The organism is Sphingobacterium sp. MYb382 (assembly GCF_037572665.1).
Lineage (GTDB): Bacteria > Bacteroidota > Bacteroidia > Sphingobacteriales > Sphingobacteriaceae > Sphingobacterium.
On sequence record NZ_JBBGZT010000009.1, the window covers coordinates 1 to 13,666 of the forward strand.

The window sequence follows — 13,666 nt, forward strand, 5'->3', positions numbered from 1 at the left end:
TATCTGTTGTGGGCGTTGGAAGTTTGAGTGGATCTGACCTTAGTACGAGAGGACCGGGTTGGACGAACCGCTGGTGAACCTGTTATGCCGCCAGGTGTACGGCAGGGTAGCTACGTTCGGAATAGATAAGCGCTGAAAGCATCTAAGTGCGAAACTAGCCACGAGATGAGACTTCCTTATAGGGTCGTAGGAGATGACTACGTTGATAGGCTATAGGTGTAAAGGTTGAAAGACCAAAGCCGAGTAGTACTAATAGCCCGAAGCTTTCTACAGCGATAGAAACACTGTTGTTTTCTTCTTTGTTACTCTTCTTTCTTCCAGTATTGTCAATTAAATAATGCAGACCCTTAATAGGTTGATATAATGTGTCATTATTTATCAAGATATTCAGGTGCCTATATCGGCGGTGTCTACCTCTTCCCATTCCGAACAGAGAAGTCAAGCCCGCCAGAGCCGATGGTATTGCCGTAACAGGTGGGAGAGTAGGTCGGTGCCTAATTTTAAACAAAGCCCCTTCAGGAAACTGGAGGGGCTTTTTGTTTGTACTAATTTCCCCAAATCATCACGCATCAGCAAGCAGTCCCCATGCTGCAACTAAAGTAGCTATGGCTACACCTTATTTTAAGTAAAGCACGTATTCCTTATATAGCAGACTTAAACCTTCCTAAACGATGCTGCAACTTGTCATCGTGAGCCTGTCGAAGGACAGCAAGGCAATCTGAATGGGTTGCTGCAAAACAGAACTGACTTGCAGTTGCCAGAAGAAGGCCTAGGCATCTGCTGCGTAAAATCGTAGGGCAGTAAATTCCGCAAGAACAAAACTTTGTTTGAGTGGAGTGAGTTCGTTTTGTTCCGGAATTTGCAAGCGAGGATAGCAGCGTATGCCAGCCTTGATTTTTGCCACCCTTTTCATCAAGGAAAAGTGTGAAGCCGCGTCCTGGCTAAGGACACGCGCTATAATTAAGCAAAAGACTCCAATAAGCGTTGCAAACGCTATCCTCCAGCATCCTCGTTTCAAACGAGGACGATAGAAAGTGCAAACAAACGGAGAGAACTAGCGAACAATAGCAAAGTTGGTATTCCTTATATGTAGGAGTAAGCCTTTCTAACATGATACTTCGACTTGTCATCCTGAGCCTGTCGAAGGACAACATCACAACCTTGATGGGTTGGTGCAGAACTAAAATGTGTTGCAAAAAAAAACTGACTTGCAGTTGCTAAGAAGAAGGCCTAGGCATCTGCGGCGTAAAATCGTAGTGCAGTAAATTCCGCAAGAAGAAAACGCTGTCTGAGCGCAGCGAGTTCGTTTTGTTCCGGAATTTACAAGGGGAGATAGCAGCGTATGCCAGCCTTGATTTTTGCCACCCTTTTCATCAAGGAAAAGGGGGAAGCCCCGTCCTGGCTAAGTACATGTACTATAATTAAGAAAAAGACTTTACTCAGCGTTGTAAACGCTATCCTCCAGCATCCTCGTTGCAAACGAGGACGATAGGCAGTGCAAACAAACCTGCCTAAACGATGCTTCGACAAGCTCAGCATGACTACCTAGATGGGTTGGTGCACAACATAAATGACTTGCAGTTGCTAAGAAAAAGGCCTAGGCATCTGCTGCGTAAAATCGTAGTACTGTAAATTCCGCAAGAAGAAAACGCTGTCTGAGCGTAGCGAGTTAGTTTTGTTCCGGAATTTACGAGCTAGAAATAGCCAAATCAATGAGGAGGATTGAAAGAGTACTAGACTAAGTATTTTAATCGTTATAAAAAACGGCTAAGGTGTACAACCTTAGCCGTTTTTTATGCTTAAATATCTTTATATCTTTAAAACACACTTAATCTTCGTCCTGATAAAAATCAATCAAACTCGCCATGTAAGTCTCTTGCCATCCACCAACGATATCATCATAATCTTCATCAGGAATATTGCTATGGTTGATTTCAAAAGATGTTCCCTTTTTATGTTCATGAAGCTTAATTGTAACAATTGAAGGCTCTTCCTGCTCACCAAAGTACCATTGTTGTACAATTTTGCTATAAGGTTCTAAGCTTATAAAGCGACCCTGTATAGCGCCATCCCACATCGAGAATTCTCCGCCTTCTTGAGGATCAATCTCTACTTCATCTCCTGTCCATAGACGAATTGTTATTTCCGTTGTTAATGCGCGGTATATATCCTCAGGTGGAGCAGATACAATAAAGTACTTTTTAAAATCTTTCATTTTTCGTATACTAATTCTAGAATGTAGTAAATTTACATAGAAATCTAGATAAAGCATGGCTAATTTCCTCCCAAATGCATTAATTGATCGTATGAAGCGCTTAGCGGCAGAAGAAATGGCCACTTATGTATCCATGGACTCCGTACCGCTAGTGCGACAAGCCGTATTATTAAACGCTGATAAGCCTCAAGATTTAAGTCTGCCATTAGGAGCTAAAGTTCCTTGGTGGCCGAAAGCATACTATTTGAAAAATCTTGATTATGAATTTGATAAGGATCCTAATTATCATCGAGGGAGCTATTCACGACAAGATGCTGCGGATTTATTTGTGGCCTATGCATTAAATCAATTAGGCTTAGGGCAACTTCCACTCCGAGGTCTTGAACTTGGCGGCATTAATGCGCGTTCAAGTATCTTGATGAGTTCGTTATTAGCACCCAATAGCTTATGGTTGGTTAATGCAAGCGACGAAGCTCACTATAGCAATGTCAGGAAGTGTATCGCACAATGGGGATTAAATAATACATGGGTTATGCAGCAGGCAACAGCTAGTTTTAAGTATATCCCGCATTCTTTTGACCTCATATATTATCATGCTCTGGTTCACCTATCTAGTCTGCATTTAAAAGCTTCTATCGGCCCCGATAAATGGACTGAGGATTATGCTCGTTTGCAAGATAATAAGCTGCAGGAAGGCTTAGAATCGGCTCTTATTACATTGAAAGCCGATGGTTACCTGTTTTATGTGGGGAAATCAATTTTCGATAAGCAACAGTCTGATTTTATAGATAAGCAAATCATGGATGGAGGTTTGAAAACTGTTCGCCTGCCTTTTGATGCATCATGGGAAGTCCAAGAATATAAATCAGCCTTTTCTGGTTGCTATAGCTATCTGCTCCCTAAAGATTCTGCTAACCAACCCTGTTTATGGTTAACTATATTTCATAAAGAAGAGGACCGAAATAGTGAAAATACTGATTATACAGTAAATGATGATGTAGAGGTTAATGAAGGGCAAAATATTTTTAAAAGCTGGGTACATGAACCGAATGAATTCATATTTAGAGAAGTCCAAAGCCAACTTTATATGTTTCCAAGATATTTGCTGGCGGAATATAGAAAGCTAAATGACATCTTTGACGTACATAAGCTGGGCATTTGTATTGCGAATTGGAATGGTAACGATTGGGTTCCGACACAGGAATTAGCTTGGAATTCCTGCTTAGCAAAGAAAATTCCTTATATCGCTTTATCTTATGATCAGGCTTTGTCTTACCTAAAAGGCGAAACTATAGATTCCTCTTTATTTGATGTAAGCGAAGGTTGGTATGTATTACGGTATAAAGAGTTAAATCTAGGCTGGATAGCTATCGAAGGGGAATAAAAACCGATTAAGAAGAAGGATTTACTGTGTGCTGGTGCTTGGTAATAACCTGGCATAAGTCTTTGGCTACTTCCGTTTTACTTTTCAATGCAAACTCGTTTTTATTACCATCACGATTGATAATCGTTATTTTGTTGGTGTCGTGTGCAAAGCCAGCACCCTTATCTTGCATAGAGTTGAGGACGATAAAGTCCAAATTTTTACGTTTCAGCTTACCTAAGGCATTTTCTAGCTCGTTATTAGTTTCCAGTGCGAAACCTACTAAAGATTGCGTAGCAGCTTTCTTTTGGCCCAAATGAGCTAAAATATCCACCGTTTTGGTGAGCTCAATCTGAAAGTGATCTTCTTTTTTCTTTATTTTCTGGTCAGCAACCGTTGTCGGCGTATAATCTGCTACAGCTGCACTCATAACGACAATATCTGCGTTATCAAAATACTGCTCACAAGCATCAAGCATATCCTTCGCCGATTGTACGTCAATACGATTTATATTTTTGCTTACCTGAAGAGCTGTAGGGCCAGAAACTAGGGTAACGTCTGCACCCAAGGTTACTAATCTTTCAGCGATAGCGTACCCCATTTTACCACTAGAATGATTTCCAATATACCGTACTGGATCTATTGCTTCATAAGTAGGACCTGCCGATACTAATGCTTTTTTGCCTTTTAATGGAAGGTCATCCGTAAAAAACTGTTGAATGCGAAGCAGAATTTCTTCGGGTTCAGCGAGCCTACCTTGACCGATAAGTCCACTCGCTAATTCTCCATTTTCAGGCTCTATGAGTACGTTTCCATACGTCTGCAGAAGCGATACATTGCGTTGCGTAGCAGGATGTAGCCACATATCTAAGTCCATTGCTGGTGCAAACATAACGGTGCAGCGCGCAGATAAGTAAGTTGCCAAAAGCAAGTTGTCACATCCGCCATTAGCCATTTTACTGATGGTATTAGCGGTTGCTGGAGCAATGAGTAATAAGTCTGCGTTTAACCCAATATCAACATGGTTGTGCCATGTTCCCGATTGTTCATCGAAGTAAGTAGAGTGAACTGGATTTTTGGAAAGTGTTGCCAGTGTTAATGGCGTAATAAAGTGCTGGGCATCAGGTGTCATGATAACCTGAACATTAGCCTGCTCTTTTACAAGAAGACGAATTAGGGTTGCAATTTTGTATGCGGCAATACTGCCGCACACTCCAATTACAATATTTTTGTCTTTTAAGGACATATGTACCTTAATTATTCTTGTTCTTTAGAAGGGTTTCTAAAGTAAATTTTATCATTAAGAAACTCGTCTAAAGCGATTAATGAAGCTTTAGGCATACGCTCGTAATGCTTAGAAATCTCAATCTGCTCACGGTTTTCAAATACCTCTTCAAGGTTATCGTTGTTACTAGCAAACTCAGCAAGCTTACCGTTCAATTCTTCTTTAATATCTACAGAGATTTGGTTAGCTCTTTTAGAAACTACTACAATCGATTCGTAAATGTTTTCAGTGCCTTTGTCCAACTGTCTTAAGTCACGTGTTACAGTTGAATTTGGGACAGAAGTGTTTTTATTTTGACTCATTTTAAATGTATTATGAATTTCTAAATTATTGTTTGTTGGCTGCGGCCTCTTTGGCTTGTGCTTCCTCTTTGGATATACCTAATTCTTTTTGCTGTTCTTCGTTGTACTTGTTGATTTCATTCATACGTTTCACAACATAAGCAATTTGTCTTTCTGCACCTGATCTCAAATCATCAGCATCTTTTCTGAAGCTGCTATTTGGATAATGCTCAATGAATGATTGATAATAGTCTATTGCTTCATTGAAACGAGCTTCCTGACGGAAAGGCATACTATTCTGAGCAAAAAGATATTGAGATTTTACAATCAAAAATTCAATCTCTTCAGCATGTTTTGTATCCGGATATTCTCTTAACATGTTCTCAAAAGCAATAACCGCTGCACGGTAATCGTCGGGTTGGCCCATGTTGAAATATAGTTTCGCATTCGCGAATGCTTTTTTCTCTAGCTTATCACGAAGTTCTTGAATTAAATCACCCGCTTCTTTCGCCTTAGCTCCGTCTGGATATAAGTTGATGAATAACTGAAGCTCATCAATAGCTTTTTTCGTGTTCTCTTGATCTAGCGAAGAGCGTGGAGAGTCTAAATAGAAGCTGTATGCAGACATAAAGCGACATTCTTCTGCTCTAGGGCTATTCGGATAATTGCTCGCGAACTTTTTGAAAGAAAAACGAGAAGCTGTATAATCTCTTAAACGGTAGTTTGTATATGCCGTATAGTAGTATAAGTCCTCAGCTTCACTTTGTCCTCTAAACTTAGTCATCAATTCATCGAATAGAATTAACGCCTTAGAGTACTTTTTCTTCTCGTACAATTTAATGGCCTCTTCGTACTTCATGGCGATATTATTACTCGCACGAAGTTTTTCAAACTTACTCTTACAGCTCGTCACCGAAATGGTAATGGCAACAGCGGCCAATAATGTTACTATACGTCTATTTAAAAACATTTTACAAAGATACGTGAAATTCAAATAAGATTCAATTAATTTTTTCGTCGCAATATAAGGCTATTTATGCGCTAAACAGACTCGTTAAAAGATGTTTAACATTCTTTAACCCCGTTTTTTTATTCTATGTCAACTTAATGTTGAAATTATAAGAGATTGTTTTTGTCAATCGGGATTTTTTTAATAAATTGATTATCTTTACAACAAGAAATATTTTTATAAAATGACATTACACGAGCGAGTAGAACAGGCATTGGATACGATTCGTCCTTATTTGGAAACGGATGGCGGAAACGTTAGTATTGAGGAAATTACGCCGGATAATGTCGTTAAATTGAAATTGTTGGGTACTTGTGCGAGTTGCTCCATGAGTATTATGACTTTTAAAGCGGGCTTAGAGCAAGCTATTAAGAAAGCCGTTCCTGAAATTACAGAGGTTGAGGCTATCAATTTAACAGACATGAATGACCCGAACGCGATTACGCCAGGTCAGTTTTAAGGGTTAACACAATTTAACAGCCTTCTTTAGAGGAGATTGTATAGATTTGAAACATGGTAGGACGTTTAGTTTTTATAATTTCAGTATTGCTTTTTTTGAGCCTAACGAATGTTAAAGGGCAACAAAAGAAGATTCTTCAATTTAGCGGATTAATAAGTTCCGTTGGAGGAGGGATTCCTGTGCCTTTTGTTACGGTGACCAATCTGAGTTATAATAACCAAGCGCACCCTGCAAATAATGAGGGCTTTTTCTCCTTTGTAGCACATGAAGGAGATACCATTCGTTTTACTTCAGTAGGTTTTGAACCCTTAGAATTTATTATTCCTAATTCGTCTACTGATAAGTATACGGCTTAGATTAATATGAAGAGTCATGTTATTGAACTTCCTGCGATTATGCCTTTTCCATGGGCTAGTATTGAGGAGTTTAATCAGGCTTTTCTTGCTTTAGATGTGAGCGACGATGCGGCTTCACGCATTCAACGTAACCTTTCTAAAGAAGCTTTAGCAGCTTTAGCAGCCTCTGTTCCACGTAGCGCAGAAGAGATTCAGGCCTACAGTTCTATGCAGCGCCACGTTAATATGACGAATAGAAATATGAATCAACGTGGTTCAAATGCATTATTTAGCCCAATAGCTTGGGGTTCTTTTATCAATTCCATTGCCAAAGGCGATTACAGTCGTAAGCGTCTAAAATATTAAAAGATTTAATTTTCCGGCTTTATCTCTCTAACACTTAGTTTAGCCGCTAGGTAGGAAACGAGTGTTGCGAAAACCATAATGGTTATAAAAACCAATACGAAATCCATGGCTCTAATATCTACCGGATAAACGTCCATGATGGTATTTGCTCCATCAGCTGTTCGGATAAAGCCGAAGCGCTCCTGAAACAAGCAAAATAATAAACCTAATATATTACCCACAACGCCACCAATAAAGGCAATCATTACACCTTCATAAAAAAAGATGCGTTGTATAAGTGTTTTATTGGCACCTAAACTTTCTAACACACGCATATCTTCCTTTTTATCGATAACAAGCATCGTTAGTGAACCGATAATATTAAAGATAGCGATAATGCCGATGACCGTCAGGATGAAGAAAACAATCCATTTTTCTGAACGAATCGTTTTATAAAGCAAAGGGTTTTGTTGCTCTCTATTTTTAACAGAGAAGTCCTTCCCGAGTTTTTTCTGAATGGTATTTTTTAGCTGTTCTACTTTCGCCGGGTCTTTAGTGTAGATTTCTATTGCTGAAATTTTGCTGTGCTCGTTTAGTAAATCACGAGCAAAATCGATAGGGGTTATAATTAAGTTGTCAAATCCTTGTTGGTACTGCAGTATTCCGCGAGGAGCAATGTTACGAATATTGATTTCCTCCATCGGGTTTACACTATTTACGGAACCTCCTTTACGGGGGGAGAACAGTTGAATATGATTGTTAATCCCTTCAAGTGATACACGTAAATTAGCTTGTACCTGAGCTCCAATTATAGCATAAGGGTTATTATGCTCCAGGATGTTGAAATCTCCAGCATAGAGCATATTCTCGTGATTTACGGCTAATAAACTCTGCGGTTCTACGCCTTTAACTTGCGCAATGAACTGATGGTTTTCATATTCCACGAGGACTTTATCTTCGAGCACCTCCGTATAGCTTTGTATAAGGTTATCTTTCCTTAACTCTTGAAAAATGGCTGTATTCGTTGAGAATACTTTCCCCTCTGTAGGGGCAATTCGTAGCTCAGGAGCAAAGGTGCTATAGAGCGATAGAATAAGATTCTCCATTCCATTATAAAACGAAAGCACAATAACCAAGGCTGCACTACTAATCAAGACGCCAATCACAGAGATTAACGAAATGACATTAATAGCATTAACCGACTTTTTAGAAAAAAGATACCTTTTGGCAAAGAAAATCGGAAGTCTCATGATAGTTTAACCTTTTACAAATGGATTAGTCTCTTTCTCATAGCCAACAGTTGTTGAAGGGCCATGACCTGGATATACTACGGTTTCATTAGGTAGGGTATATACTTTCGTGCGTATATTCTCCATTAACTGCTGATGATTACCTCCAGGTAAGTCCGTTCGGCCAACGCTATTGCGGAAGAGTACATCTCCACCAATTAGAAAATTGTGCTCAGCATTATAAAAACATAGATGTGCTGGTGAATGACCTGGTACAAATAAAGCTGTTAGCTGATGTTCTCCTATATGGATTGTATCATTTTCTTTTAAAAACACCTCCGGAACAGGTGATGTCTCATAACGCAGACCATACTGCGGTGCGTAATTTTGTACAGCCAGTAAAATTGGAACTTCACCTTCGTGAAACTGCGGAACTAGGCCGAATTGCTCGTAAATGAAGTGATTGCCCAATACATGGTCTACATGACAGTGTGTGTTATATAGTGCAATAGGTTTCAATTCATTTGCTGTGATAAACGATAAGAGCGCTTGTTCTTCATCAGTATTGGACATGCCAGGATCAAAGATGGCGCAATTACCAACTTCATCATATAGCAAATACGTATTTTCCTGAAAAGGATTGAAAGCGAAAGAATGGACTTTTAACATAAATCAAAAATAGGAATTATTTCCATTGAAAAGTGTTAATGATATGTTCTACATCAGCACGGAGAAACTCGAGTACGGGTTGTATGGAGTCTAAATTCGGCTTTTCGTTGAAATACAATGCACCCCTTAAGTAGTGTTTTGTACTATCAGATACGTAGAACTGTAAGTTTGATGCTGTGTTTCCTCGAATGTAATAGGTTAAGCCATACATCTTTTTCTCTGGATTTATGATTCTTGACTGATCAATAGCCGTTGCTTTAGCCGTATGCTTAAATGCGAAGGTGCGTGCATCTTCTGTTAATTGTGTTAAAGTCGCCTCTGGTCCAATATCCATATAACTTAGGTGTAAGCGAGCATTGTATGCTGGGAAATCTAAATTTTTCCAGCATGGCGCAGCACCTGTAGAGCTGTCTTGTGTTAATCGGCTATAGCTTGGAGCCTCAAAAGTAAAAGGACAGCCTGTTTGTAGAGGCTTATATTCTTTAGCTGGAAAGTTTATGCGGAAGAAGCCACGTGGCTTAGGGCTATAATCTGTGTTATTGCTACAGCCGCTTCCCAATAAAATGAATACCAGTAGGTAGATTATATTTTTAAGCTGTTTCTGCATTCCAAATTTCCCAGTTTTTTTCAGCTTGGAGTAAAAGCATTTCGTAGCCATTTTTTATTGTAGCACCTTTTTCGCGCCCTTTTTGTAAAAACAGAGTCTCCGTTGGATTGTAAATTAAATCGTAAAGAAGGTGTGATTCACTCAGGTATTCGTAAGGAATCTGAGGAGCTTCATCGACCTTCGGAAAGGTTCCTATAGGGGAGCAGTTGATGATAATCGTATATTCCTCGATAATCTCCTTGCTCAATTGCTGATAGGTAAGATCTCCGTTCGTCTCGCTGCGGCTGACCACAGCATAAGCAATGTTAAGCTTCCTTAGGCTATATAAGACTGCTTTGGCGGCTCCACCATTGCCCAATACTAAGGCTTTCGTGTGCTGCGGCTGTAGCAATGGTTTTAGCGAAGCTTCAAAACCATAGGCATCAGTATTGAACCCCTTAAGGATAGCTCGGCCATCTTTATGTTGAATGCGTATGCAATTTACAGCTTCCATTTGTGCAGCCTCCGGCGACAATTCATCCATCAGCGGAAGAACGGCTTGTTTATAAGGGATGGTTACGTTAAAGCCGTAAAATTGTTGGTCCTGCAGGTATAGCTTAGGAAACTCGGCAATATCAGGTAAAGAGTATAGATCATAATCTATACCCTTTATCTGCTCACTTTCGAACTTGTCGAGGTAGTATTTTTTAGAAAAAGAATGTCCTAACGGATAGCCAATTAAGCCTAGTTTTTTCATTTACTTATCTTCGGTGTATTTTTTGATAATATCTACAATAACTTGGTTACCCTGTAATTGTGGTAGATAGTCAAACAGAATATAGAATTTTTCTGGATCAGTCGCCAAACCAAGCTCCAAGAAATTAAGAGCATCATTATATTGTCCGTTGGCAAAAAAGTAAGCTACAATTCTGTAGTACAATTCTGGAGCCTCTGGATTGACTTTTATCGCTTCGTCTATGACACCTATGGCTTCATTGTATTTATGCTGCTCGAAGTATATAGATGAGAAGTCTAGCCAAGCCTCAATATCGGTAGGGTTTAATTCAACGACTTTATTATAAGCTTTTTCTGATTCTTCAAACTGATTCAATTTATAGCGGGCGTCAGCGATGGCAAACCAATAATCCGGATTACTATCATCTAAGTCTAGTGCTTTTTTATAGAAATGTAAAGATTCAAAATGACGATCTTCAAAGTCTAATGTTACACCGATACCAAACCATCCGTCTGCTAAATTAGGATCTAGCTTTACTGCTTTTCTATAGTAGGCACGAGCACTGTCCATTTGTTCTAGCTTTTCATGACATTCTCCAATAGCACAATAAACATCTGCCGATGGTGTTTCATATTCAAAGCTTTCCTTGTATACTTCGATAGCCTCTTGGTATTTCTGTAGACTTACGAGTACATTCCCTTTGTTGAAATAGGCCGGAACAAAAGTTTCATTGATAAGCATAGCATAGTCATAGGCATCAATGGCTTCCTCAAAGCGTTCTAATTTTTCAAAGACAATACCTAGATTGAACCATGCAGCATAGGAGTATGGGTCATTATCAATGTGCATTTTGTAAAATGCAATAGACTCTTCTGTTTTCTCTAAAACTTCATAACAGAATGATAAAGCGTTTAAGGCATCATCATTTTCCATATTTAGTTCTAGTGATTTTTTTAGATATAGAATGGCGGTTTCATAGTCTCCTTTTAGCTGATATAGCTCACCCAACTGAAAATATGCTTCAGGTGTTTCTTCGCCTCCTTCTATAGTTTGTAGGAACAGCATTTCTGCCGTTTCTATATCACCAGTTGCTAAATGGACGGTACCCTTTAGTAGCATGATATCGGCGCTATTGGGTTCTAAAGCTTCTGCCTTAGTTAATTCTTCCAAAGCCAAATCATAGCGTTGAATACGGGCATATAGATGTGCTTTTTTTAGTAAAAAGACACTTTCATAAGGGTGTTGACTCGTAGCAAATTCAGCAACTTGCAGCGCTTTTGCGGGGTCATTTTTATCGATATAGTATTCAATAATACCTTCAAATGCTTTGGCATCAAAGAAATACTGATCTTGGTTACGGATCATTTCTTCGTAACGATCTACCGATAGTTTTTGTTCTTCAGGCGAACCATATTCGAATTCTTCTTCCATTACCCCTCCTTTTAATTATTGTTTAGCATAGACACACGTATTCTATGCTAGAAGGAAATTATAAAGAAAATGTGAAAAGTCCTTTATTTTCTTTTCCACATTTTAACATTCCTCCAGACAAAGGTACGTTAAAATATTGATTATAAGCAAAAAGCCCATTTGCATAGCAAATGGGCTTTCGAATATTTATAATTTATACCGGGGTATAATTATTTTTTGATTTCAACGCGACGGTTTTGAACACGACCATCTTCTGTAGCGTTAGATGCAACAGGATTAGCCTCACCGTAACCGTTAGCTGTGATGCTAGAAGCAGCAACACCACCGTTTACTAAGTATTGTTTTACTGCGTTAGCGCGGTCTTTAGAAAGGTTTAAGTTGTAAGACTCAGTACCTTCAGAAGATGCATAACCATCTAATTTAACAGATCCTTTAGCGTCACGTAATTCTTTAACTAATTTATCTAAAGTAGCGTAAGAAGAAGTTTTCAATACAGAGCTATCAAATTCGAATTGGATTGGAGCGAAGTAAGCACCTGCAGTTACATTGTTAACTGGAGCTTGAACTTCTGGGAATTTGATTGGACATCCTGAACCGTCAACTGGAGTTCCAGCAGGCGTACCTGGACATTTGTCAAATTTATCAGAAACACCGTCACCATCAGAATCTTTACTTAATAAGTCAACAGTACCTTCTAAAGTAGATACACGTTTTTTCAACGCTTCAACTTCGTTTTTCAAAGAAGGATCTTTTAACTCATCGTATAATGTAGCAACTGGGTTAGCAAAAGTTAAGTTTGCTTTATCACGCGAACCTAAAGTGAATTCTAAACCACCGTATACGTTAGAGAATTTACCTTTGTAGTCAGCTCTAGCTGGTCCGTATAATAAGTTATCATCAGTGAAGTTCATTGTGTAACCTAAGTTCAAGGCAACAACTTCAGATAATTTGAATTTAACACCAACACCAACTGGTACGTAAGCTGTTAAACGGTTATCTCTATCTCCTTTAGGATCACGGTCACCGAAGATTTCTTCACCCCATTTACCTTTTAAGTTGTAAACTTCAGTACCTGTAAAGTCATTGTTCGCGAATTGAACAGGGTTATGAGCCATAACACCTAAACCTACTTTAGCGTAGAAGTTAACTGCGTTTTCTCTTCTTAAGAAGTCAATAGTTCCTAATTGGAAAACTCCGTTTACGCTAGCTGCCCAGTTTACAGAAGTTTCTGCAGATCTTGCAGTACCTAAACCTGTGATACCAGAATTAGCCTCAAAAGCATTGTTTTTGTTGAATGTTTTGATTTTACCACGGTTACCCTCTAATTCCAAACCGAAAAGGTGAGAGAATTGTTTACGGATAGTCAAACCATAGTACTCACCAACTTTGTTTTGGAAGTAACCAACTTTTTGACCGAACGCGTTAGATCCACCTGTAAGTGCGTTAGGAGTAGTGATACCACCTTGTACACCGATAGACCAAGTTCTGTATTGTGATCTACCACCAAACACAGTTGGAGTTTGAGCTTGAGCAGTCTCAGCAAAACCTAAAGCGGCTACTAAAGAAGCTGCAACAGCTGTTTTTTTAATTGTAGAATAGTTCATACTCTTGTTTTTAAGGTTATTAAAATTTTAATTGTTTTCTCTTTCAAAAATGTATTTAACATATCTTAACAATAACAATGCCAAAAAGCAATTTCGATATGTCTATTTACATGAACAT

The 13,666-nt window shown here is 38.9% G+C and carries 14 protein-coding genes and 2 rRNA genes; 6 read left to right on the forward strand and 10 right to left on the reverse strand.

Annotation, left to right across the window (positions count from 1 at the left end):
* Window positions 1-273: ribosomal RNA gene (locus WH223_RS02980) — 23S ribosomal RNA — on the forward strand; the annotation flags it as partial.
* A gap of 114 nt (window positions 274-387) precedes the next feature.
* A 5S ribosomal RNA gene (gene rrf, locus WH223_RS02985) occupies window positions 388-499 on the forward strand.
* Between the two features lie 1,329 nt (window positions 500-1,828).
* Here rrf and WH223_RS02990 read toward each other — a convergent pair.
* Window positions 1,829-2,215, reverse strand: a complete 387-nt coding sequence (locus tag WH223_RS02990; protein ID WP_340046044.1) for an SRPBCC family protein — start codon at window positions 2,213-2,215, stop codon at window positions 1,829-1,831.
* Window positions 2,216-2,270: 55 nt separating this feature from the next.
* Here WH223_RS02990 and WH223_RS02995 point away from each other — a divergent pair, with 55 nt between their 5' ends.
* Complete coding sequence (locus tag WH223_RS02995) at window positions 2,271-3,599, forward strand: hypothetical protein (RefSeq protein ID WP_340046045.1); 1,329 nt, start codon at window positions 2,271-2,273, stop codon at window positions 3,597-3,599.
* 7 nt (window positions 3,600-3,606) lie between these two features.
* Here WH223_RS02995 and coaBC read toward each other — a convergent pair whose 3' ends face one another.
* The 3 genes from coaBC to WH223_RS03010 are packed head-to-tail and all read right to left on the reverse strand — an operon-like array spanning window position 3,607 to window position 6,114.
* Entirely contained in the window at window positions 3,607-4,824 is a 1,218-nt protein-coding gene (coaBC, locus tag WH223_RS03000) for a bifunctional phosphopantothenoylcysteine decarboxylase/phosphopantothenate--cysteine ligase CoaBC (RefSeq protein ID WP_340046046.1), read from the reverse strand.
* An 11-nt stretch (window positions 4,825-4,835) separates the two neighbouring features.
* Window positions 4,836-5,165, reverse strand: coding sequence for a DNA-directed RNA polymerase subunit omega (locus WH223_RS03005; protein ID WP_340046047.1), 330 nt, complete (start codon window positions 5,163-5,165; stop codon window positions 4,836-4,838).
* Between the two features lie 25 nt (window positions 5,166-5,190).
* Window positions 5,191-6,114 (reverse strand): outer membrane protein assembly factor BamD, encoded by a 924-nt coding sequence (locus tag WH223_RS03010; protein ID WP_340046048.1) that lies wholly within the window; start codon window positions 6,112-6,114, stop codon window positions 5,191-5,193.
* 223 nt (window positions 6,115-6,337) lie between these two features.
* Here WH223_RS03010 and WH223_RS03015 point away from each other — a divergent pair, with 223 nt between their 5' ends.
* The 3 genes from WH223_RS03015 (at window position 6,338) to WH223_RS03025 (ending at window position 7,314) form a co-directional block, all read left to right on the forward strand.
* On the forward strand, window positions 6,338-6,613 hold the full coding sequence (locus WH223_RS03015) for a NifU family protein (protein WP_340046049.1): 276 nt from the start codon (window positions 6,338-6,340) through the stop codon (window positions 6,611-6,613).
* 95 nt (window positions 6,614-6,708) lie between these two features.
* Window positions 6,709-6,969: a hypothetical protein gene (locus WH223_RS03020; protein ID WP_340046050.1), complete on the forward strand. Its 261-nt coding sequence runs from the start codon at window positions 6,709-6,711 to the stop codon at window positions 6,967-6,969.
* Between the two features lie 6 nt (window positions 6,970-6,975).
* A complete protein-coding gene (locus tag WH223_RS03025; protein ID WP_340046051.1) occupies window positions 6,976-7,314 on the forward strand; it encodes a hypothetical protein in 339 nt (112 codons plus the stop codon).
* Between the two features lie 5 nt (window positions 7,315-7,319).
* Here WH223_RS03025 and WH223_RS03030 read toward each other — a convergent pair whose 3' ends face one another.
* The 6 genes from WH223_RS03030 to WH223_RS03055 form a co-directional block, all read right to left on the reverse strand.
* Window positions 7,320-8,543, reverse strand: coding sequence for an FtsX-like permease family protein (locus tag WH223_RS03030; protein ID WP_340046052.1), 1,224 nt, complete (start codon window positions 8,541-8,543; stop codon window positions 7,320-7,322).
* A gap of 6 nt (window positions 8,544-8,549) precedes the next feature.
* On the reverse strand, window positions 8,550-9,191 hold the full coding sequence (locus tag WH223_RS03035; protein ID WP_340046053.1) for an MBL fold metallo-hydrolase: 642 nt from the start codon (window positions 9,189-9,191) through the stop codon (window positions 8,550-8,552).
* Between the two features lie 16 nt (window positions 9,192-9,207).
* Window positions 9,208-9,798 (reverse strand): gliding motility lipoprotein GldD, encoded by a 591-nt coding sequence (gene gldD, locus WH223_RS03040; RefSeq protein ID WP_340046054.1) that lies wholly within the window; start codon window positions 9,796-9,798, stop codon window positions 9,208-9,210.
* Window positions 9,782-10,534 carry a shikimate dehydrogenase family protein gene (locus WH223_RS03045; protein WP_340046055.1) on the reverse strand — a complete coding sequence of 251 codons (753 nt, stop codon included), beginning with the start codon at window positions 10,532-10,534 and terminating at the stop codon, window positions 9,782-9,784. Before WH223_RS03045 ends, gldD begins: the two co-directional genes overlap by 17 nt.
* Window positions 10,535-11,944, reverse strand: a complete 1,410-nt coding sequence (locus tag WH223_RS03050) for a tetratricopeptide repeat protein (RefSeq protein WP_340046056.1) — start codon at window positions 11,942-11,944, stop codon at window positions 10,535-10,537. It lies immediately after the preceding gene.
* Between the two features lie 209 nt (window positions 11,945-12,153).
* Window positions 12,154-13,548 (reverse strand): OmpA family protein, encoded by a 1,395-nt coding sequence (locus WH223_RS03055; RefSeq protein ID WP_340046057.1) that lies wholly within the window; start codon window positions 13,546-13,548, stop codon window positions 12,154-12,156.
* Between the last annotated feature and the right edge of the window lie 118 nt (window positions 13,549-13,666).

Excerpts from the sequence above, each read along its gene's own strand:
- WH223_RS02990 (WP_340046044.1), bottom strand. The coding sequence starts at position 2,215 with ATGAAAGATTTTAAAAAGTACTTTATTGTATCTGCTCCACCTGAGGAT.
- gldD (WP_340046054.1), bottom strand. The coding sequence starts at position 9,798 with ATGCAGAAACAGCTTAAAAATATAATCTACCTACTGGTATTCATTTTA.
- WH223_RS03025 (WP_340046051.1), top strand. The coding sequence starts at position 6,976 with ATGAAGAGTCATGTTATTGAACTTCCTGCGATTATGCCTTTTCCATGG.
- WH223_RS03030 (WP_340046052.1), bottom strand. The coding sequence starts at position 8,543 with ATGAGACTTCCGATTTTCTTTGCCAAAAGGTATCTTTTTTCTAAAAAG.
- WH223_RS03055 (WP_340046057.1), bottom strand. The coding sequence starts at position 13,548 with ATGAACTATTCTACAATTAAAAAAACAGCTGTTGCAGCTTCTTTAGTA.
- WH223_RS03045 (WP_340046055.1), bottom strand. The coding sequence starts at position 10,534 with ATGAAAAAACTAGGCTTAATTGGCTATCCGTTAGGACATTCTTTTTCT.
- WH223_RS03050 (WP_340046056.1), bottom strand. The coding sequence starts at position 11,944 with ATGGAAGAAGAATTCGAATATGGTTCGCCTGAAGAACAAAAACTATCG.
- WH223_RS02995 (WP_340046045.1), top strand. The coding sequence starts at position 2,271 with ATGGCTAATTTCCTCCCAAATGCATTAATTGATCGTATGAAGCGCTTA.
- WH223_RS03035 (WP_340046053.1), bottom strand. The coding sequence starts at position 9,191 with ATGTTAAAAGTCCATTCTTTCGCTTTCAATCCTTTTCAGGAAAATACG.
- WH223_RS03010 (WP_340046048.1), bottom strand. The coding sequence starts at position 6,114 with ATGTTTTTAAATAGACGTATAGTAACATTATTGGCCGCTGTTGCCATT.
- coaBC (WP_340046046.1), bottom strand. The coding sequence starts at position 4,824 with ATGTCCTTAAAAGACAAAAATATTGTAATTGGAGTGTGCGGCAGTATT.
- WH223_RS03005 (WP_340046047.1), bottom strand. The coding sequence starts at position 5,165 with ATGAGTCAAAATAAAAACACTTCTGTCCCAAATTCAACTGTAACACGT.
- WH223_RS03015 (WP_340046049.1), top strand. The coding sequence starts at position 6,338 with ATGACATTACACGAGCGAGTAGAACAGGCATTGGATACGATTCGTCCT.